General features: G+C 50.5%; 18 protein-coding genes and 1 CRISPR repeat array. Of the genes, 15 read left to right on the plus strand and 3 right to left on the minus strand.

The annotated features are described in order from the left end of the window. Nucleotides 1-6: 6 nt before the first annotated feature. The 6 genes from cmr1 to cmr6 are packed head-to-tail and all read left to right on the plus strand — an operon-like array spanning nt 7 to nt 6771. Entirely contained in the window at nt 7-1494 is a 1488-nt protein-coding gene (gene cmr1 / locus WKI47_RS11145; RefSeq protein WP_340227194.1) for a type III-B CRISPR module RAMP protein Cmr1, read from the plus strand. Further along, nucleotides 1431-3338 (plus strand): type III-B CRISPR-associated protein Cas10/Cmr2, encoded by a 1908-nt coding sequence (gene cas10 / locus WKI47_RS11150; RefSeq protein ID WP_340227195.1) that lies wholly within the window; start codon nt 1431-1433, stop codon nt 3336-3338. The genes cmr1 and cas10 overlap by 64 nt, the downstream gene beginning before the upstream one ends. Further along, nucleotides 3307-4659: a type III-B CRISPR module-associated protein Cmr3 gene (gene cmr3, locus WKI47_RS11155; protein WP_340227196.1), complete on the plus strand. Its 1353-nt coding sequence runs from the start codon at nt 3307-3309 to the stop codon at nt 4657-4659. The genes cas10 and cmr3 overlap by 32 nt, the downstream gene beginning before the upstream one ends. Beyond that, the gene (gene cmr4 / locus WKI47_RS11160) at nt 4656-5564 is read left to right on the plus strand and encodes a type III-B CRISPR module RAMP protein Cmr4 (protein ID WP_340227197.1); all 909 of its coding nucleotides are present in this window, start codon (nt 4656-4658) and stop codon (nt 5562-5564) included. Before cmr3 ends, cmr4 begins: the two co-directional genes overlap by 4 nt. Continuing rightward, nucleotides 5564-5965 (plus strand): type III-B CRISPR module-associated protein Cmr5, encoded by a 402-nt coding sequence (gene cmr5, locus WKI47_RS11165; protein ID WP_340227198.1) that lies wholly within the window; start codon nt 5564-5566, stop codon nt 5963-5965. Before cmr4 ends, cmr5 begins: the two co-directional genes overlap by 1 nt. Beyond that, complete coding sequence (gene cmr6, locus WKI47_RS11170; protein ID WP_340227199.1) at nt 5962-6771, plus strand: type III-B CRISPR module RAMP protein Cmr6; 810 nt, start codon at nt 5962-5964, stop codon at nt 6769-6771. Before cmr5 ends, cmr6 begins: the two co-directional genes overlap by 4 nt. A gap of 249 nt (nt 6772-7020) precedes the next feature. Here cmr6 and WKI47_RS11175 read toward each other — a convergent pair whose 3' ends face one another. Next, complete coding sequence (locus tag WKI47_RS11175; RefSeq protein WP_340227200.1) at nt 7021-7248, minus strand: hypothetical protein; 228 nt, start codon at nt 7246-7248, stop codon at nt 7021-7023. Nucleotides 7249-7262: 14 nt separating this feature from the next. Continuing rightward, entirely contained in the window at nt 7263-7757 is a 495-nt protein-coding gene (locus WKI47_RS11180) for a hypothetical protein (protein WP_340227201.1), read from the minus strand. A 202-nt stretch (nt 7758-7959) separates the two neighbouring features. After that, nucleotides 7960-8723: direct repeats of the CRISPR family, unit length 32 nt; unit sequence GTTTCAATCCACGCACCCGCACGGGGTGCGAC. Between the two features lie 297 nt (nt 8724-9020). Between WKI47_RS11180 and WKI47_RS11185 the strand changes: the two genes are divergently transcribed. The 8 genes from WKI47_RS11185 (at nt 9021) to WKI47_RS11220 (ending at nt 18218) form a co-directional block, all read left to right on the plus strand. Continuing rightward, the gene (locus WKI47_RS11185; protein ID WP_340227202.1) at nt 9021-9992 is read left to right on the plus strand and encodes an ATP-grasp domain-containing protein; all 972 of its coding nucleotides are present in this window, start codon (nt 9021-9023) and stop codon (nt 9990-9992) included. Continuing rightward, complete coding sequence (locus tag WKI47_RS11190; protein ID WP_340227203.1) at nt 9973-10200, plus strand: hypothetical protein; 228 nt, start codon at nt 9973-9975, stop codon at nt 10198-10200. The genes WKI47_RS11185 and WKI47_RS11190 overlap by 20 nt, the downstream gene beginning before the upstream one ends. A 104-nt stretch (nt 10201-10304) precedes the next feature. Beyond that, nucleotides 10305-11654 carry a serine hydrolase domain-containing protein gene (locus WKI47_RS11195; RefSeq protein ID WP_340227204.1) on the plus strand — a complete coding sequence of 450 codons (1350 nt, stop codon included), beginning with the start codon at nt 10305-10307 and terminating at the stop codon, nt 11652-11654. Nucleotides 11655-11863: 209 nt separating this feature from the next. Then, complete coding sequence (locus WKI47_RS11200) at nt 11864-12868, plus strand: LacI family DNA-binding transcriptional regulator (protein WP_340227205.1); 1005 nt, start codon at nt 11864-11866, stop codon at nt 12866-12868. Nucleotides 12869-13101: 233 nt separating this feature from the next. Further along, complete coding sequence (locus tag WKI47_RS11205; RefSeq protein ID WP_340227206.1) at nt 13102-14079, plus strand: ABC transporter permease; 978 nt, start codon at nt 13102-13104, stop codon at nt 14077-14079. Between the two features lie 13 nt (nt 14080-14092). Next, entirely contained in the window at nt 14093-15007 is a 915-nt protein-coding gene (locus WKI47_RS11210) for a carbohydrate ABC transporter permease (protein ID WP_340227207.1), read from the plus strand. Nucleotides 15008-15025: 18 nt separating this feature from the next. After that, on the plus strand, nt 15026-16666 hold the full coding sequence (locus WKI47_RS11215; protein ID WP_340227208.1) for a sugar ABC transporter substrate-binding protein: 1641 nt from the start codon (nt 15026-15028) through the stop codon (nt 16664-16666). 37 nt (nt 16667-16703) lie between these two features. Continuing rightward, entirely contained in the window at nt 16704-18218 is a 1515-nt protein-coding gene (locus WKI47_RS11220; protein WP_340227209.1) for a glycoside hydrolase family 30 protein, read from the plus strand. Nucleotides 18219-18267: 49 nt separating this feature from the next. Here WKI47_RS11220 and WKI47_RS11225 read toward each other — a convergent pair whose 3' ends face one another. Beyond that, nucleotides 18268-19146 carry a LysR substrate-binding domain-containing protein gene (locus WKI47_RS11225; RefSeq protein ID WP_340227210.1) on the minus strand — a complete coding sequence of 293 codons (879 nt, stop codon included), beginning with the start codon at nt 19144-19146 and terminating at the stop codon, nt 18268-18270. Between the two features lie 126 nt (nt 19147-19272). Between WKI47_RS11225 and WKI47_RS11230 the strand changes: the two genes are divergently transcribed. Then, nucleotides 19273-20400 (plus strand): YeiH family protein, encoded by a 1128-nt coding sequence (locus WKI47_RS11230; RefSeq protein WP_340227211.1) that lies wholly within the window; start codon nt 19273-19275, stop codon nt 20398-20400. Nucleotides 20401-20438 lie beyond the last annotated feature (38 nt).

Raw genomic sequence — 20438 nt, forward strand, 5'->3', positions numbered from 1 at the left:
TCTAGAATGAGATGGTTGGATAATCCTACAGTAGATTTTTCTTCTTACCAATTAGAGAACTTGCCCTATAGTAGTTATAACGTCAAAACAGTTACGCCGATGTTTGGAGGAGGAAGTGAGGCTGGACGAATTGATAAGAATCGTCCAGTCCATGTGAGCTCGATTAAAGGACAGCTCAGATTTTGGTGGAGAGCAACCAGAGGAGCTACCTTTGCTACAACATATGAGTTAAGGAAAAGGGAAATTGAAATTTTTGGAGACACTCAACAACCAAGCTCAATGAAAATTTGGATTGAACATATCAGAAATAATGAAATCCAATCCTATGCCCCTCAACGCTATGACAATCACGCTCCCTATCCACCATACTTGTTCCAAAAAGTTAACGATGGAGCGCGCGGTTCAAAGCCAGTCCACTACATCTTACAATGTGAATTTAGACTATGTATGCAATGGTCTCAAAAAGTCATTCTACTGAAGGAATCAAACCCTGAAGAATTTAAAAAATGGCAACTTGATTGGGAAGCAGCGGTGTGGGCTTGGATTAATTTCGGTGGTATAGGAGCAAGAACGCGGAGAGGAGGAGGAAGCCTATATTGCCATAATGTATCGCCAGGAAGCGACGTTAATTCTAGTCAAAACTTTATGAATTGGCTAAATGAGCGGATGAAACATTTTGAATTAAATGATCTCAAAACAACTGATACTTTAAAAGAGTGGCCGACATTAAGTGGAAAAGTAATTGTTAAAGATCAGATTGATGATAACTGGAGAATGGAAAACTGCTTACTAGGTCGCGAAAATGAACCGGGTACTCGACTTCGCGGTAGCTGGTATGAATCAATAGAATGCTACAGGAGATTCCGGCATAAGGTGCTTAGAGGAAATAAACGTTCTCTGTGGCCGGAACCTGATTCTGTCCGAGAAATTACGGGAATGAAAGAAATCGCTCATGAAACTCCTCATCCTAGTACAAAACCAAGCAAACTTGTAAGTTTTCCACGGGCGCAATTAGGTTTACCAATTATTTTCAAGTTTAGACAAAATAAAGTCTTAGACAATTCATACACAGATAAACGAGAACCCTACACTACACAGCTTCTACCTAAAGGGAAAACTCGTTTAGCATCTCCTCTAATCCTTAAAACGATTGCGATTCAAGAAAATAAAGGGTTTGCGGCTATTATTGTTTTAAATCAACCTGTATTGAAAGAGTTAGAGTTAGATCTTGTTCCAATCGATGAAAAAAGGCTTAACAACGATGAAAAAAAGCATATTCGTGAAGTTGAAAAAAGACTCAAAGCGCAGCAATTACAGAAAGATGAGATTTATCCTCGTTCTTTATATAGCGATAGTCCTATGAGCAGAAAGAATAAAAATTACAATTCTACAGTAAAAGCATTTTTAAATAGCGAGGAGGTTGAACGGTTTTGCAAAACTCAAATCAGGAATTCAAACAATCAGAATCGTTACTCAAAAAACAGAAAACCCTAATCCTCTTCACCATAGGCCCCGTCCAAGAATTCATCGCCCAAGCCCGTCGAACTCGCGACTTATGGTTTGGCTCGTATATCCTGTCGGAACTTGCCAAAGCGGGAGCGAAGCAGTTTGAAGAGTCGGAGGGCAAACTCATCTATCCGGTTATTGTCAATAACAACTGGGATCAGGTCAGTGCACCGAATAAGATTCTTGGCGTAGTTGATACGGATAATCCGCGCGATTTTGTTCGAAATGTTCGACGAACGATCACCGACAAGTGGATGGAGACTGCCCAAGCCGCTCAAGATAAGATGAAGTCTTTTATTAATGTCGGAATGTGGGAAAGACAGATTAATGAGTTGATCGAATTCAACGCGGCATGGACAACGCTGGAGCATTGGGAGAACAAGCCTGCGGAAGATGGAAAAGAGGAAGAAACCCCTTATAGTCGGGCTTTGCAGCATGTTGAAGAGTTGCTAGCTGCACGCAAGACACTAAGAGACTTTAGACCGAATAATCCAGGGCGTGTGTTCGGAGAGGTCAAGTCTTCATTAGATGGAGGGCGAGAGTCGGTATGGTCAAAGGGCAGACCTGAAGACCCTAAACTCGCAAAGCTAGGGATCAAGGCCTTTGAGACTTTAGACGCGATCTCGGTTGTCAAACGAATGGCGTTTGAAATTTATCCTCAAAAAGAAAAATTCTACTCGGTTTGCGAGACGGCGTTTCATCCTTATCAGGCCTATATCAACAAGTATAAAGGTGTTCAGCAAAAAGTAGATCACTATCTACAGGCTATTGCTAACTGTCTGGGTATGACATCCAAAGATCAACTGATGAGAAAAGATGGCGAATATGATGCTCGACTTTTCTATGCCCGCCGCATTGAAGATTTTCTTGAGGAGCAAGGGGGATTGAAAGCTCCAGAAGTAGAAGAGAAGAAAAACGAAATCACTACCCAATTAGAATCCCTTTACCAGAGTGGCAATAAGCCATTCCGTATGAAGCAGCCTTCACCTTACTATGCATTTCTGGTAGCCGACGGAGATCGGATGGGTGATCATCTACGTCGGATTAAGGATGAAGACAGTCACAGGAGATTTTCTGAAGGCCTTTCACAGTTTGCGATTGCAGCTTCTGGCATTATGAAAGAGCATAAAGGCGTTCTTGTGTATGGTGGCGGTGATGATGTCATGGGCTATTTGCCGCTGCATCAGTGCTTGGATGCGGTGCAGAAATTGCGGCAATCTTTTGCTCGTAACATGCAGGAGTATACCTTTTCCGACTCAGATACAGCCTTCACCTTATCAGCAGGTATCGCCATCGTTCATATGTTGGAACCTTTGGAAGAAGTCAGACAACTGGCTCATGCAGCAGAAAAGAAAGCCAAGATAACGAGAGATACACTGGCAATCCATTTCCATAAACGTGGTGGAGGAGACTTGATGCGCGTTGTGCTCCCCTTCCTTAATAATCCTGCCGATCAGATGAAGAAAATTCAGCGATGGATGATTGGCGATAAGTTGTTTTCCGCCAAATTTGCTTACGAACTAAGAGAGCTCTATCGCACCTATGAATCGTTCACAGCTCCGAGCCAATGGTTATACGAGTCTGATCCTTCTAAGCTAGCGGATCTATTATGGCATGAGATTGAACGGCTTGCAGTGAAGAAAAAGCCCGATAAAGTGCCTAAAGAGAAGATTGCAGCTTGGATAACAGAGCTTAAAGAGGTCTTCCTATTATCATCATCGGTAGAACCGTTACATCAACTTAAACACATGGCCGAACAGTTTATTCTAGCGATTCATCTGGAGAAGGAGGGCGTCATTTATGAAGAAGAAACTGCAAGTATCTCCTCTTGATCCGATTCTGATCCGTGACGGAAGACCTTTTGATCGAGTACCGGGGATTCGTGCGCATACTCTAGATGATGTGCTGCCAAATACTTTCGCTGGGAGTATCCGTACAGCTTTGATTAAAAAGGAGAGCAGCCCGTCAGTCAGAGAAAACTTGAAAAAGTTAGACGTTCGCGGGCCGCTATATCGGTGGAGAGAAAGTCTATACTTCTTGGCTCCTCTTGATCTGGAATGGCATCAAGCCCAATCGAGTAACCAAACGGAGCCTCTAGTTACCGCTTACCCTATCAGGCCTAAGAAACCTTGTACAGATGATAAAGCTAGTTCTGGATGTTGGGGAGTAGGTAAAGAGGGATTGTTTGAAGATACGTTATGGTTGCCGCTTGGTTCAGGTAAACAAAAGAAATGGAAAGACGCTCCTTCTTATGTGTCGGAAAAGTGGATGCTGGATTGGTTAATGGAATCGACTTATATTAATAAGCATAAAAGCAAGCCGCAGAATTGGTTGACATCGAATTCGCCATCGTCTGAGGCTAGCCAGTTTGTAGCTCCATTACTTATGAAGGCTTTCGACAAAGAAGAACGTACACATACTTCGGTCGATCCGGAAACCTACAGTGTCAAAGAGGGAGAATTGTTCTCCACCGAATCCTTGGTGTTCCCTGATGATCTAAAGCTTGAGGCTTGGATCGAGGATTCTAGTGCGCCGATCTCCACAGAACTGGGCGATATCTCCGAACTGCATACATTGGGCGGCAAACGCAGATTGGTTCACTTGCATGAGGTGGAGCCTCATGATCATGTAGACGACAACTCTTCTTTTTGGAATTGTCCTCCAATGGTCAGTGAAAACCTAAAAAACGAAAAATATATTCGTATGGTATTGGCAACTCCTGCATACTTCCGTAAAGGGTGGATTCCAGGTTGGTTGGATGAAAACTTGGTTTCGAAAGAACGAGGTCAATATCAAGAGAACGGAAACGCCAAATATCTATGGAAGACTAACATCAAGCTTCAACTACGCTGGGCTTGTGTACCGCGTTGGCAACCTGTATCGGGCTGGGCTTACGATTTACGAACAAATGGAGATCAAAGACTACCGCAGGAAAGAATGGTGCGCCGTATGGTTCCAGCAGGTAGCGTCTATTTCTTTGAAGTGCTTGAAGGTGATCCATCGGAACTTGCGCAGGAATTATGGCTAAAGTCGGTATCCGATCGCAATCGCCGGGCAGAAGCGCATGATCGTGAAGATGGATTTGGGCTTGCCTTATGGGGCAGTTGGCAAATGACAGATCATACAGAAAAAGAAAAGGAGAATGATCAATGACACAAACGAGTTCTCTATATTGGTTACATACCCTTTCCCCGCTCCATGTTGGTAACGGTGAGGGCGTAGGCGTCATTGATATGCCGATCATGCGGGAGAAAGTAACAGAATGGCCGTTGATTCCCGGAAGCAGCATGAAGGGAGTACAGCGGGATTTCTATAAGACGCAATGGAGGAATGAAGCATGGTTGAAAGAAGCATTTGGAACAGGCGGCGATCAGGATGCGAATGCTGGAGCACTGGTGATGACGGATGGACGAATCTTGGCTTTCCCGGTAGCAAGTCGTTATGGGACATTCGCTTATGTGACCTGCCCGCTGGTGCTCAGAAGACTGCGCCGTGATACTGAAGCGGCAGGGCAGGATTTGGAGAAGATTAAGCTTGAAGGCTTGCAGGAATTTGCCAATCAGATCGATACAGGTGTGCAGTCATGGGTGACTAAAACATCTGTTATCATATCGGACGCTAGCAAGAATGTTGCAGAGGTTTATTTGGATGAGTTCGCGGCTTCTAGTCGGAAGGAAGAACGCTTCGATACATGGGCAGCGAACATTGGCAAATTATTGTTTGATTCGGAGGATGAACAGAAAATTTGGCAAGAGCGTGTTGTATTGGTGTCGGATGATGCTTTCCAATATTTTGTTACGATGTGCTGTGAGGTAACGCCTCGAATTCGAATTTTGACGGAGACTAAGACAGTCGATAATGGTGCACTATGGAATGAAGAATATGTGCCGACAGAAGCTTTGTTTTACGGTCTGATCTGGTGCGATCAAAGGAATTCGTCGGCGAAAGTTAACCTGCTATTTGAACTAAAGGCCAGCAGTATTCTGCAAATCGGTGGCAATGCAACAGTAGGAAAAGGACGGGTGCGTTGCAAGATTGATGCAGGAGGTACGATCTGATGAAATCGAATCAGCAGCTCTATGCAGAAGTTGCATACAAAGCTATTAGTAGAGAGAAACAAGAAGATAAAACGCTAGAGGGAAAGGGGTACGGGCAGTTATGTCATCGTTTTCCTTCTTTAGTGTTATCAAACGGTTTGCGGCTTGCGGTTGCATTTTTTGAGGCGAAAGGAAAAAAAGATCCGAAACATCCTTGTACGCGGTATTTAAATGATTTGAAGCTTGCCCTGGATATCAAGGATTGGAACAGTGTTTTGAACACACCGACCTCAACGAACCGTGATTACTTGTATGCCTCTCGCCAAGTGCTAAGCGCATCCGTGTGGTTTAAACGTTATGCGGAAGGAATTTTAAAGGTTGAGCAGGCAGAAAGTGATGAATTGGAGGTGGGCAAGTCATGAATGTCCATCTCGCCTTGAATAAAGGGGTGTTCAATGCAGGTTTTAATAAGCTCTCTTTGCAAAGTGTCGTGAAGAACAGCAGTGGCAAACAAGAGTTTTATACAGATTTGATTAAGACGTACCATGAAGAGTGGACTTCCGGAGGCAAAAATAAAAATCGTTGGTATGAGTATTGCTTCAATAGGTATACAAAAAAAGAAAATTTCGGACAGGTTGAGGTTAGTTCTTTTAAAATGAAAGCTATTTCTAATCTGGCGATTAATCATGGTGGCATTACGGCTTTAGAGACAGGATTAGCTCTGCATCCCATCTACGGATTGCCTTATCTACCGGGAACAGCGCTTAAAGGACTCGCTGCGCATTATGCAGACGCCGTGTTAGGTGAACGATTTGAAGAGTTGCGACAAGGAGGAGCCGATTACGTAGTCTTATTTGGTTCTCAGACTTCAGCAGGATTCGTGAATTTTCATGATGCGTTACTTATTCCAGAATGTACAGCTGACGCACTGAAACTGGACGTATTGACTCCACATCATTCAGAATATAACAAGATCGTGATCGCAGAGGGGAATGAGAGCAAGTACAACGACGGATTTGCTCCTCGTGATGATGACTCTCCCATCCCAATTCCTTTTTTATCGGTAACTGGAACTTTCCAAATCGTGTTAACTTGCGAAGGTGACGCGGATGAAGCACAGAAATGGTTGAAGTTGGCCAAACAGATTTTGGTGTGGGCGCTGAAGCACGAAGGCATCGGAGCAAAAACAAATGTAGGCTATGGAAGAATGGAACTTGTAGTTGAATGAAATCTTTTGAAAAGTAGCTTTCCTATGCAAGAGGCTAACCTCATAATCGAAATAAATCAAAACACCTTCAAGAGATTGGAGCCTATTGTAAGATAGGTGACAACCTTGAAGGTGTTTTTTAATAGAACTCGATTGGGGTTCTGACGAAACTAGGTAACCAGTCACCGATAAGATTCCGGCGACTGGCTGGTATATGCTTGCACGGTGTTTTGATCACTGTCTCATAAAAAGGAGTCAGTTCTCCCGATATTACTTTTCATTCAACAATCTTTTTCTGAAATTAGCAATCTCCGATTGCATCTGAGCGTAATCTTCTGGCCCCATAGTTTCTTTCTGAAGCTGAATATATTCTTGAACTTGTTTTCGAATAGTATCTTGGCTGTCTGTAGGCGGTACGATCATCACACCGCTTACCGGTATTTTTGCACGGATCGTCGTTTTTATAGACGATTTTGCTATTCGGCTTCTAGGTCTCATGAAGTAGCACCTCCTTATTTGTAGTATAAACTAACCAGACGCATTGAGTCAGGAGGATAAAGGAGCATTTGTTGAGACCTGATTCTTTTGGCGCCAAAGCGTTTCTCATAGTAATCCATAAGGAATGTTTTTGAATCGAACGCAATATAACTTTCGGCTGTCGGCGAATTAAGGCTTTCGAGGCAGGCGCAGCCAAGTAGAATATCGGTCACGTTCGTGTAAATACGACTAGAGTTTGTAAAGCGATTAGTCGGCGCACTCTCAAAGAGGTCAACGAAAATAAAGTTTTCATCGTGACGATAAGAAAGCGCCCCTTGAATATGCAGATCAGAGATTGTAACTAGCTTTTGAGCAAGACCTTTGGCTGGATCAAGTATCACACTGGGCCAATTAAATTCTTTTTCCCAGCCGATACTATTTAACGAATTAGCCTCGCTTAAGCTTAATTTTTCCAGTATTGCTGGGTAAGCTTGGCGTTTGTAGTCGAAAAGCTGCCATTGCGGCATCATGTAGTCTCTTTTCTGAGTTTCAGTGTCGAGCGATAGCGCCAATCTACGCACCCGCACGGGGCGACGTATGTAAAAAACCGCCTGCCGGCGGCTCTAATGTTCCAAATGACTCGCTGTTACTAGAAGTGAATTTTAGGTGGCAGAACGTTTTCTTCAACTTATACGGTATTGAATAAAGTGCAGTACTGAAGCAATCAGAAAAGGTTTAATGCACGCGCCCGCACGGGGTGCGACACGCTTGTAATAACCTTCTTCCTCGTCCCAACAGGTTTCAATCCACGCACCCGCACGGGGTGCGACAGGTTAACGGATTGGGTTGTAGGTGGAAGTAGGGAGTTTCAATCCACGCACCCGCACGGGGTGCGACACGCTGTTTGTGCTCGGGTAAACTATCAAAATTACGTTTCAATCCACGCACCCGCACGGGGTGCGACCGTCGTCGTATACCTGAGTTCCCGATCTTCTGAGCGTTTCAATCCACGCACCCGCACGGGGTGCGACCGGAGATCGGGTTGAAACTCACATTGAATACATTGGTTTCAATCCACGCACCCGCACGGGGTGCGACGCCGATCCCTTCATACGATTCGCGGTCTTTAGTCGTTTCAATCCACGCACCCGCACGGGGTGCGACGCGAATCCCGATAATGTACCAGCATCCCGAACACGTTTCAATCCACGCACCCGCACGGGGTGCGACCTTCAGCGAAACCACGTGCAAAGTGATTCTTTTGTTTCAATCCACGCACCCGCACGGGGTGCGACAAATTATCGGAAAAATCCACGGGGATGTTTTGAAAGTTTCAATCCACGCACCCGCACGGGGTGCGACTTTGTTTTCCTCCTAGTAATAATTATTCTTATCCCAGTTTCAATCCACGCACCCGCACGGGGTGCGACGTGGCGGACACTCTTCCAGCGTGGCTGCCGACCGGTTTCAATCCACGCACCCGCACGGGGTGCGACTGTTCCCACCTTCAAGCCTTTCCCCGCAAGGCTTTGCAAGCCCAAAAGTGCGAACCTCGAATTCAGCGTACTGAAAACCGGCTTAAAATACAACTCCAAGTGCATAATCCTTGATACGGCGCGGGGTGCGAACCTCACGGGGATTTCATGGGAGCTTGAGGTTCGCGCTTTTTGGCTACGGAAAGCGAATGGTTCATGTTCCGCGCAAAATTGCAAACCTCTCCGCATTACTTTACCATGAAAAGAAGGATACGGACCGGAATGTCCGGTATTCGCTTTTCGAAAGGAGCATTCCAGATGACATTTACTGTTCTGTTCGTTTCTGCTCCAATGAGTCCGAAGGAAGTCGACGACAGTTATGCCGATGAGTATCGGAGCGCGGCCGAAGCCGGGTTCGACACCGGCTTGATCCACCTGGAAACGTTGCTGCTTGATCGCGATCCGCGCAAAGCGGTCAAACGGATCGCCGAACGTTCCGAACTTCAATCCGCTCTGTATCGGGGCTGGATGTTGCGGCCGAGCGAGTACGAAGATTTGTATGCAGCGTTGCTGAAGCGCAACCTGCGTTTAATTCATACGCCTGAGCAGTATCGCCATACGCATCATTTGCCGGAATCATACGCGAAGATCGAACAGGTGACTCCGAAGTCGATCTGGTTTCCGCTACCCGATCCGGTATCTATGGAAGCGGCGGAGTCGTTATCGGTCGAAGCCGTGCGTCTTTTTGAAAACAAACCGGTCATCGTTAAAGACTACGTGAAGTCCCGCAAGCACGAATGGGATGAAGCTTGTTATATCCCGGACGCGTTGGACGAACAGCGAGTGAGAAGGACGGTACGCCGCTTTTTGGAATTGCAAGGCAGCGAGTTGAACGAAGGGCTGGTATTCCGCGCTTTTGCCGAACTTGAAGTGCTGTCCCGCCATCCGCTGAGCGGCATGCCGCTGTCCCGGGAGATCCGGGTGTTCGTGTTGGACGGACAGCCGGTATTCGTGTCCACGTATTGGGAAGCGGGCGAGGATGAAGAGTTTAACGCCGCGCTGCAACAGTTTTTGCCTGTGATCCAAACGATCGAAAGTCGATTTTTCACGATAGATTTTGCCAAAACCCGAAGCGGTCCGTGGATCGTGCTGGAGCTGGGCGACGGTCAAACGGCCGGGCTGCCCGACGATACGGACACGGATTCTTTTTACCGTCAGCTTGCGCAGGGATTGAACATCGGCGGACAGGAAACGGAAAGGGGAGCCGACGATGAATCGAAACCGCAATGAAAACCGTCTAGTCAACGAACGGGGCATAGAACAAGAAAGCAGGCCCAAAAGAGCACTCGGTTCGGGGATTTTGATCGGCACGGTGCTGGGCATGATCTTGAGCATCGCGATCCGAAATCTGGCGGTCGGGATGCCAATCGGCATCATACTGGGCGTCGTGTTCGGAACGGCCGCTCAAAAACGCAAAGACCGGGAACATTCTTTGTAATTTCTCGCGGTCCCCAAAAGATATATCCCTAATCATTGCCGCTCTTTTGCCGGATCTTTGCCCCCTGCAAGCATCACCATATCGATAACAGGAGGGCTTTACTTATGGATGCCGTCAAGCATAGTTTGGAAACCCACAAAAAGCTGCTCCGCTGGGCGTCGCTGCCGGAACATACGCCGGCGATCGGCTGGATCGTGCGCGGAGAAAAAATGTACTGGACGCCGCAAAACGGTGTAATGGACAGCCGGACTTATATGAAAAAAAACAAAAAGCAGCCGCAGTCCCTATACGAGATCGGCTCGATCACCAAAACGATGACCGCGCTGCGTTTGGCGCAAGGCGAGCAGGACGGATTATGGCAAGCGTCCGATCCTTTGTCGAAGCTGGTTCCCGAACTTGCGGACAGCGAATTTGCCCGCAGCGTGACGCTCCGGCAATTGGCGACGCATACGTCGGGCTTGGCCCGTTTGGCAAAAAATCAGGTGAAGGTATCCATGCAGCAAAACAAAGCCAACCCGTACGCCGCTTATTTCGAACAGCATCTGTTGCAAGCGGTACGGGAAGAAAGTCCGCGCAGCGGAGCCAAACACGGATATTCCAATTACGGCTACGGCCTGCTGGGTTGGGCATTGAGCCGGGCATCCGGCATTACCGCGCCCGACGCGCTGCGCCGGGATTTGTTCGATCCGCTGGAGATGCGCGGAACCGTCATGCCGATCGTGGATGATCCGCAAGCCGATAATGATGCCAAAAGCGATAGAAAGGCTACGGTTACGAGTCGGGAAGCTGTTCCGCATTCTAACGGAGCCGATCCTACGGAAAACACAGCCGCCGCAACTTCCGATTCCGTCGTTGGGTCTTCGGCAGCCGTCTCCGACTCTGCTCAAGCGACTTCGTCTTCGGCTGTCGCTACGCTTACCCGTGTTCCGGTCGCGACCGAAGTCGTCGAAGCGCCACGCCCGGCGCCAGCCGCACCGTCGAAATCGCCCGGTACGATCCTGCTTCCGGGGTTCGCGCCCGGCGGCCATCCGATGCCGCATTGGGATTTTACGTCCGCTATGGCGGGAGCGGGCGCGGTGCGTTCCACGCTGCCGGATATGCTGACCTATCTGGAAGCGCAGCTCGGGCAGCATCCTTCCGCCGCTTCTTTCGAAGCCGCGCTGCTGGCCTGCCAGCACGAACAAGCGTCGGTCGCTTTGTCCAAAGGCGTCGGAATCGGTTATGCCTGGATGCGCTCGATGCGTCAGGACGGCACGGTCACGCATTGGCATAACGGCGCGACCTACGGAGCGAGCAGCTTTATGGCGTTCAACCGCGATCTGCAATCCGGGTTCGTGATCCTGAGCAACCGGGGCGTGAGCATGATGGGGCAGCTCAAGCAAATGTTCGGTTTGGGCGAGATGAGCACCGACCGCGCGGCGAAGCTGATCGGGGAAGCGCTGTTCAACGCTTAGAGGAAGATCTTCCAATCGCTGTCCGCGAAAGCAAACCCATATGAAGCCAAAAGCAATCTTCGCTTCACTACCGACAGACCGTACCGAACATCGAGATTCGATTTCGGCACGGTCTTTTTAACCGTTTTCAAAATAGGGCTTGCTCCCGAACGGCGACTATGCTATTTTTAAATTCATAAAAACGTTTTTATAAAAAAGGAACTCACATCATGGCAAAAATTACGATCCGGGATGTCGCAAAAGAAGCCGGCGTGTCGATTTCCACGGTGTCGAACGCGCTCAACGACGTGGACGTGCTGAATCCGGCGACGAAACTGCATGTGCTTGAAGTCGCGCAGCGGCTGAACTATGTACCGAATCTTAACGGCAAGATGCTGAAATCCGGCAAAACGATGATGCTCGGCTTTTTCACGACCAGCGTGTCCGGTCCGTATTTCTACAAGTTGATCGAGACGATGTCCAGACAGTGCGAACGGCACGGCTACGGGCTGAACGTGTTCGTGACGAAAGACAAGCAGGTCATCATGAGCAATATCCTCGGTCGGCGCGTCGACGGGGTGATTATCTACGAAGAGTTGAAGATCGACGAGCAGGATATCGAAGTCATGCAAAAAGACAAGATCAAAGCGGTGTTTCTGGATCGGGAATTCAGCAACGAGACGATGGGCAGCGTGACGTTCGATTCGTTTACGGCAGGGTACGAAGCAGCCAAATACTTGATCGGGTTGGGACATAAACGGATCGCGTACATTTCGGGCGTGGACACGATGTTCGACAGCGTGCGCCGCCGCGAAGGCTATCTGGCCGCGCTGCGCGAGTACGATCTGCCGATCGACGACGATTACATCATCCAGGGCTACTTCGAGGAAGACAGCACGTTCAACGCGATCAAAGCGTTTATCCGCGCGAACGCAAGCAAGCTGCCCAGCGCCTTTTTGGCCGGCAACGACTTGAGCGCGATGGGCTGCATCCAAGCGCTCAAAGTGCACGGGTACGAAGTGCCGGGCGACGTGAGCGTGGTGGGATTCGACGACGTGGATATCGCGCAGTATTTTTCCCCGCCGCTGACGACCGTTCGCAATCCGATCGCCCGCCAGGCCATTTTGACCGTCGATCACCTGGTGCGCATGATTCAGGGCAAAGAGCAGGGACATAGCCAGACGTTGACCGGAGAACTCATTCTGCGCGGTTCGAGCCACGTTCCGATCAACTGAGCGCGGACGCAGCCGGAATAGCGGTCGGCACCAACCGTTATTCCGGCATTTCTTCCGTACTGAAATGTAACCGTTCACATTTTAAGCAAGCGTAGCGTATGTCCAAGATCCATTTTGCAGAAAGGAGAAGCATAGTCGCAGTTGATCTTCAGCCGTTATTTTTTATCCGAAAATAAAAACGTTTTAATAAAAGTTTGCATCATTCATGCTCGTATACCGAAAGGAGCTTTCCGATGGCTAAATCCGCTTGGACCTCGCCCGGTCGATCTTCCGAAACCAAACCTTCGATCGGCCGGCGGGTCAAACAATTCGCAGTCGATTACGTCCGTCAATGGGAGCTTCAAACGATGGTCATTCCCGGCATCCTGTTTATGATCGTGTTTTGCTTCGTGCCGATCTACGGTCTGACCATCGCTTTCAAAAGCTATACCGTCATCGACACGCTGGACAGCGCGCCGTGGGTGGGATTGGAGAACTTCCGCATCATTTTGTCGGACCGCTACTTCTGGGATTCCGTCGTCAATACGCTCGCGATCAGCTTTTTGAAACTGGCGATCGGGTTCGTGCTGCCTATCGTGCTCGCGATCATGATCTACGAAGTACGTTTTAACCGGTTCAAAAAGTTGGTGCAGACCGTGTCTTACCTGCCGCACTTTCTGTCGTGGATCGTGCTCGGCGGCATGATGATTACGTGGTTTTCCACGACGGGCTTGTTCAACCAACTGCTGTTGGATCTCGGCCTGATCTCCAATGCGCAAAACATCCTGCTCGACGCGAACAAATACTGGTGGATCGCCACGCTGTCGGATATCTGGAAAGAATCCGGCTGGGGTACGATCCTGTATCTGGCAATCATGGCGAAAATCGATCCGACGTATTACGAAGCGGCGAAGATCGACGGAGCGGGGCGGCTGCGGCAGATCTGGAATATTACGCTGCCGAACATGAAGATGATTATCAGCCTGAACCTGATCTTGACGATCAGCGGCCTGCTGGGATCGAACCTCGACCAGACGCTGGTGCTGATGAATTCGCAAAACCGGGAAAAAGCGGAAGTCATCAACTCGTACGTGTACCGCATGGGTCTGGCTCAAGGCGATTTCTCTTATGCGACGGCCGTCGGTCTCGGCGTGTCGATCGTATCCGTCATTTTGCTGCTGACCGCCAACAAAGTGACAAGCAAAATGAACGATAACCAATCCGTGCTGTGAGGAGGGCGAACCTATGGGAGTAGTAACCAAGCCGAACGGCATCAAGCCGACCCGGATCAAAGGAGGGCTGGACAGCCGCGTGTTCGATACGGTCAATATCACGCTGCTGCTGATCTTCACGGTGGCGATCGTCGTTCCGCTGTGGAACGTGCTCGTCTCGTCGTTCAGCTCCGGGCAGGCGTTGGCGCAAGGCGGATTCGTGTTTTGGCCGACGGAGTTTTCGCTTGAAAATTACCGCGCCGTATTCCGGGACGCGGGCATCTGGCAAGCGTTTTTCATCTCCGTGTCCAAAACGATCATCGGCGTGTCGACGCACGTTTTCTTTTGTGCGATGGTCGCGTACGGGCTGAGCAAAAAATACTTAAGAGGTCGCAGATTATACGTGGCGATGGGCGTCATCACGATGTTCTTCTCCGGCGGGATGATCCCGACGTATCTGCTGATCAAATCGCTCGGGCTGCTCAACAGCTTCTGGGTGTACATCATACCGGCGCTGTTCAGTTATTACGACGTCGTGATTCTGATGAACTTTTTCCGCAACGTGCCGGACGCGCTGGAAGAATCGGCCAAGATCGACGGAGCGGGCGATTGGCGCGTGTTCCTCAGCTTATTCATTCCGCTCTCGATGCCCGCTTTGGCGACGATCGCGCTGTTCAACGGGGTCGGGCAATGGAACGACTTCATGACGACCAAGCTGTATATCACCGATCAATCGCTGTATCCGCTGCAAATGATGCTATACGAGATTATCGTGCAATCGCAAACCCAGTCTATGCAAAATATCGGCGGTTCCGTGGTAATCGAGACGACGACCAAAGGCGTACAGCTTGCGACGATCGTGATTACGACGCTGCCGATTCTGGCGATCTATCCGCTGCTGCAACGGTACTTCATTTCCGGCATGATGCTGGGCGCGGTCAAAGAATAAAAAACGGAGGGATCAACTATGGCTCAAAATAAAAACGTTTTAAAAAATACGGTCTGGAAATGGGGAGCGGGCGTGCTGACGACGGCGCTGCTGCTGACCGGCTGCGGAGGCGGTTCGGACAACGAAGCTGCGGCTCCGGTCTCGCTGGAAGGCCGGTACACGCCCGATCCCGAGACGCCGGCTTGGCAGTTGGACAAAAAAGCCGAATCCACGTCGCTCACCTGGTACGTCAACGCCGATTGGTGGAACACGGATTTCGGCAAAGACCTGGTCACGAAAAAGATCAAAGAAGACCTCAACGTCGATATCAAGTTCATCACGGGCGACGATACGAAGCTGAACACCTTTTTCGCCGGCGGAGACATGCCCGATCTGATTACCGTGTTCGATTCCAATTCCGCCGTCGCGCAAAAAGCCGCGACCTGGGCGCTGCCGTTGAACGATCTGGCCGAGCAGTACGATCCGTACTTCAATAAAGTGGCCGCAGCGGACACGTTGAACTGGTTCCAGCTCAAAGACGGCAAAACGTACGGTTACCCGAACTATTCGAATACGCAAGCGGATTACGACAGCGGCGAGATTCCGGCGAAAACGGCGTTCGTGATCCGGCAGGACGTATACGAAGCGCTCGGCAGCCCGGAGATCGGCACGCCGGAGCAGTTCGTTGAGGTCATGGGACAGATCAAGCAAAAATTCCCGGCGCTGATTCCGTTTGGCTTCAACTCGATCGGCGAAGGAACCGGGTCGCTCGGCGATACGCTTCAAGATTTTCTCGGCGTGCCGCTGCAAACGGAAAACGGGGAGTTTTACGACCGGAATCTGGACGAAGACTATCTGACCTGGCTCAAAACGTTGAACGAAGCGTACCGCGCGGGCGATCTGAGCGACGACAGTTTCGCGGACGACGGAACGGCGTTCGAAGAAAAAGTGAAAGTCGGCAAATACGCCACGATGCTGCTCGACGGCACGCCTCAGCAAAGCGGCAATCTGCAAATCTTTATGACCGCGCATCCGGACCAGGCGTATATCGCGATCGACGGTCCGCAAAGCACGGCAGGCCATGAACCGACGCTGAACCAATCCGGCATTACCGGCTGGATGGTGACCTACGTGACGAAAAAAGCGGCCGACCCGGCCAAAGCGATCCAGATCTACACGTACCTGCTCAGCGAAGAAGGCCAAATGCTGATGAACTACGGCATCGAAGGCGAGACGTACACCCGAACGGCGGACGGCAAAGTCGAACTGCTGCCGGAGATCAAAAAGCTGCAAAAAGACGACGCCGACCGTTATAAAAAAGACTACCGGATGGGCGAGTTTATGTTTTTCGGCCATGACAAGCACAAAGCGCTGAGCGAAGATGCGTTCCCGGAATCCGTCAAGCAGATGCAGCAATGGGGCGAAGGCAAGCTGGTTCCGCATTTCCTGCTCGAAAATATCAACCCGGATCAAGGCACGCCGCAAGCGCGCTCGCTGACCGCGATCAACACCAAATGGAACACGACGCTCGTCAGCATGATCCGTGCCAAAGACGAAGCGGCGTTCGATGCGGTATTGAACGAATACAAAGCGTTCCAGGAGCAAAACGGCTGGGCCGATATCGTGAAGACCCGCAGCGAAAAAATGGCGGCCAACAAAGAAAAACTGGGATTGAAGTAAACGTATACAAAAAGCAAACGGAAAGCGGGGAGATTGGATGACCCAGTGGACGTTGTACCGTTCCCGAGGCGAGCATGAATTGTTCCGGGAACTGAGTCTCGAACAACTGCGCGCGGAAGAATCGGACAGTCGCGAACAAGCTATCCATGAAAAAGCGGCTGCCGATCAACAAAAAAAGCAAAACGCCGGATCGGCGAAAGCTGCTGCGGCGGCCGACGCGCCGGATCAAGGCGTTACCGAAATCGCTGGGGCCGAGGTCACGCTGGACTTTGCCGAACGCGGTCAGCGCATGGACGGGTTCGGCGCTTCGTTTACCGATTCGTCGGCCTATCTGATCCATCAGGTATTGAACGAACGCGAGCGCGAAGAACTGATGCTCAAGTTGTTCGACGCACAGCAAGGGATCGGTTTGTCCGTGCTGCGCAATCCGATGGGAGCCTCCGATTACGCGCGCAGTATCTATAGCTATGACGATCTGCCAGACGGACAGACCGATGCCCGATTGGAAAAGTTCTCGATCGCGCATGACGAAGCCGATATCATTCCGTTGTTGCAGCGCGCTGCGCAGTTGAACCCTCGGCTCAAATTGATGGCTTCGCCGTGGAGCGCGCCGGGCTGGATGAAAAGTAACGGTTCGATGCTGGGCGGCAGCCTCAAGCCCGAATATTACGGCGCCTACGCGAATTATTTCGTCCGGTATATTCAGGCTTACGCCGAACGCGGTTTGCCCATCTATGCCGTGACGCCGCAAAACGAATCGCTGTACGAGCCGCAGCATTACCCGAGCATGTTGATGCCCGCCGATACGCAAACAGTATGGATACGCGACCATTTGAAGCCGGCTTTCGAACAAGCGGGCATTCACGCGAAAATTTTGTGCTACGACCATAACTGGGATCGGCCGGAGTATCCGTTGGAGGTGTTGGAAGGAGCGGGCGACGCCGTGGACGGCGTGGCCTGGCATTGGTACGGCGGCGAGCCTTCCGCGCAGTCGAGCGTATGGCAAGCGTTTCCGGGCAAAGAAGTCCACTTCACCGAAGGTTCCGGCGGCGAATGGATTCCTCCGTTCGAGCAGGCCTTTTCGAACGTGATCCGCACGGGCATCGAGATCTTGCGCAATCGCAGCCAATCGTTCGTGCTGTGGAATATGGCGCTGGACGAGCAGAACGGCCCGACCGTGCCGGGCTTCGGGCGCAGCACTTGCCGGGGCATCGTGCAGGTGAACCAGGCCGACGGCGCGCTGACGTATACGCTGGATTATTACGCGCTCGCGCATTTCAGCAAAGTCATCCGGCCCGGCGCGCAGATGATCGGTTCATCGTGCGCCGAAGCGGATATCCGCTCCGTCGCGTTCGAAAACGAAGACGGCTCGCTTGCGGTCGTGTTGTTCAACGACGGGGAACAATCGCGGCAAGTCTCTCTAAAGTTGTCCGAAAATTCGCCGGCGCAACGGAATTTCTCCGCGTTCTCGAACCCGCCGCTTTCCGACGACAAGATCAGCTTTAGGCTTGAATCCAAAAGCGCGTTGTCCCTACGGCACGCGGCAACGTAAAAACAAAAACAGGCAGCCCTTCGAGCGCGAAGAGGCTGCCTGTTTGGCATTAGGGAGCAAGTCCTGTCAAATCCCGCCGTTCCCGCAAAAGCTCCAGAAATACGTCCAACGCTTTGGTGCGAAAAGGAGATCCGGTCACAATCGAAAATTGCCGGATATGCGGAAGCAGCGGCACGTCGATGATCTTCAGCTCGCCACTTGCAAGTTCTCGCCGAATCGCCCACTGCGACAATAAGCTGATGCCAAGTCCGGCAATCACCGCCTCCTTGATCGCTTGCGTGCTGCTGAAGACGAGTGTTTCGGCAGGCGTAACGCCCAGCCGTTCTAACACATCGTCCGCAGCCTCGCGTGTTCCCGAACCGGTTTCCCGAAGAATCCAGGTATGATGAGCATCCAAGGATTCGACCGGACTCGATGGCGACGACACCAGCACCATCCGATCCTCGGCCAATCCTTCCGCCTGAAGCTCCTTCATATCCCGCGGATGTCCTTCGACGATCCCCACATCCAGCTCTCCGGTCCGAACCTGCTCGGCGATCGAAAAGGTATTGCCGATCGTGACGGAAGGCGAGATATCGGGATACAGAGACTTCAGCTCAGCCACGATTCGGGGCAAAATGTACTCGCCGAACGTATAGCTGGCTCCAATCGTCAAAGGACCTCCGGCGTGGTTCGATAAATCATCCACCAAGTGCTGCATCCGTCCGTACAAGCCGAGAATATCGCGTGCATGCGCATAAACGATTTCTCCGGCTTTGGTAAGGCGTACATATTTGTTGGTTCGTTCCAACAATTGCGCACCGACAGATTGCTCCAGGGTACGGATATGCTGACTTACGGCAGGCTGAGTCATATGGAGAAAATCGGCGGCACGCGAGAAATTGCCTTTTTCCACGACCTTCATAAAAATCCGAAGCTGCTGATCCATGTCTTTGCCTCTTTTCTGCGCATACTTTTTCAAAAGTGCATATGAAAATGCTTATGGTCATCATTATAAATCATAATTTTACTTATATACAGTCTCCGCCTAAGATGAGGACAGGAGGGGATTGGCATGATCGTGACACGTCGGAAAAAGAACACTTACCCACATACGAAAACATCCGACATCGCCCATACGGAAAGAAATCGCCGTGTATTCGCAGGTTTGGATATCATTCGCAAACGGTGGAATCAGCATGGAAAAAGCGGTCTGGGCGGCGTTCTTTTTACATTCGCTATCGCTTGGTTAGGGTATGAGCTGGCGCGTATTCCCGGGTTGGATCGCGTCGGCCAGATGGCCTGTGCCATTTTGCTTGCGGTGGTGTATCGTCAGTTGTTCGGCTATCCGGAAGTTTTGCGGAGCGGTATCGTGTTCTCGTCCCAACGGCTGTTGCGTATCGCGATCGTTTTGTATGGACTGAAGTTGAACATGGGGCTGGTGCTGAGCGAAGGCTTGGGGCTGCTGGTCAAAGATGCGCTGGTGATTGCTTTTGCGATCATCGCGACGCTCGGCTTGGCTAAATGGTTCAAAGCCGATCGGAATCTGTCACTGCTGCTCGGAATCGGAACGGGGATTTGCGGAGCGGCAGCCGTAGCTGCGCTTGCGCCGATCGTTCGAGCCGAAGAAGAGGATACGGCTGCGGCTGTGGGCATGATCGCTTTGCTCGGGACTGTATTTTCGGTGGGGTATGCACTGCTATTTCCGCTGCTTCCGTTAAGCTCATTGCAATATGGCATGTGGGCGGGACTCAGCTTGCATGAAGTGGCGCACGTTGCTTTGGCGGGAGCGGCGGCCGGCACGGATGGACTGGCAGCGGCATTGTTAGCCAAGCTCGGCCGAGTCTTTTTACTGCTGCCAGTCTGTTTGGTTTTTATCGTTTTGATGAAGAAAAAGGATCGGAAGTCTGCGGCTGCACCGTCGGACCATAACCGGACTGCACTTGCTTTTCCATGGTTTTTAGTCGGATTTTTGCTGATGAGTCTGCTTGGGAGTTATGTGCTTGGACCGGTCGTTCCCGTGCCTGATGGTCTGTTCGAAGGGATTGGCACGTTGACGACCTGGATGCTGACCGCAGCGATGGTTGGACTCGGGTTGAATGTGAATCTGAAAGATCTGCGCAGTCGTGCCCTTCGTCCGCTGTTGGTCATGTTGATCGTCTCGACGCTTCTTTCCTTTTTAACACTGGGCATGATCTTATAATAGAAGAAAATAACAAAAACGGACTCCCGCTGCGTTCC

The organism is Saccharibacillus sacchari (assembly GCF_037722395.1).
Taxonomy (GTDB): Bacteria; Bacillota; Bacilli; order Paenibacillales; family Paenibacillaceae; genus Saccharibacillus; species Saccharibacillus sacchari_A.

Coding starts and splice junctions, on each gene's coding strand:
- WKI47_RS11215 (WP_340227208.1), top strand. CDS start 15,026: ATGGCTCAAAATAAAAACGTTTTAAAAAATACGGTCTGGAAATGGGGA.
- cmr6 (WP_340227199.1), top strand. CDS start 5,962: ATGAATGTCCATCTCGCCTTGAATAAAGGGGTGTTCAATGCAGGTTTT.
- WKI47_RS11220 (WP_340227209.1), top strand. CDS start 16,704: ATGACCCAGTGGACGTTGTACCGTTCCCGAGGCGAGCATGAATTGTTC.
- cmr5 (WP_340227198.1), top strand. CDS start 5,564: ATGAAATCGAATCAGCAGCTCTATGCAGAAGTTGCATACAAAGCTATT.
- cmr3 (WP_340227196.1), top strand. CDS start 3,307: ATGAAGAAGAAACTGCAAGTATCTCCTCTTGATCCGATTCTGATCCGT.
- WKI47_RS11195 (WP_340227204.1), top strand. CDS start 10,305: ATGGATGCCGTCAAGCATAGTTTGGAAACCCACAAAAAGCTGCTCCGC.
- WKI47_RS11185 (WP_340227202.1), top strand. CDS start 9,021: ATGACATTTACTGTTCTGTTCGTTTCTGCTCCAATGAGTCCGAAGGAA.
- WKI47_RS11190 (WP_340227203.1), top strand. CDS start 9,973: ATGAATCGAAACCGCAATGAAAACCGTCTAGTCAACGAACGGGGCATA.
- WKI47_RS11225 (WP_340227210.1), bottom strand. CDS start 19,146: ATGGATCAGCAGCTTCGGATTTTTATGAAGGTCGTGGAAAAAGGCAAT.
- WKI47_RS11230 (WP_340227211.1), top strand. CDS start 19,273: ATGATCGTGACACGTCGGAAAAAGAACACTTACCCACATACGAAAACA.
- WKI47_RS11180 (WP_340227201.1), bottom strand. CDS start 7,757: ATGATGCCGCAATGGCAGCTTTTCGACTACAAACGCCAAGCTTACCCA.
- WKI47_RS11205 (WP_340227206.1), top strand. CDS start 13,102: ATGGCTAAATCCGCTTGGACCTCGCCCGGTCGATCTTCCGAAACCAAA.
- cmr1 (WP_340227194.1), top strand. CDS start 7: ATGAGATGGTTGGATAATCCTACAGTAGATTTTTCTTCTTACCAATTA.
- cmr4 (WP_340227197.1), top strand. CDS start 4,656: ATGACACAAACGAGTTCTCTATATTGGTTACATACCCTTTCCCCGCTC.
- WKI47_RS11200 (WP_340227205.1), top strand. CDS start 11,864: ATGGCAAAAATTACGATCCGGGATGTCGCAAAAGAAGCCGGCGTGTCG.
- WKI47_RS11175 (WP_340227200.1), bottom strand. CDS start 7,248: ATGAGACCTAGAAGCCGAATAGCAAAATCGTCTATAAAAACGACGATC.
- WKI47_RS11210 (WP_340227207.1), top strand. CDS start 14,093: ATGGGAGTAGTAACCAAGCCGAACGGCATCAAGCCGACCCGGATCAAA.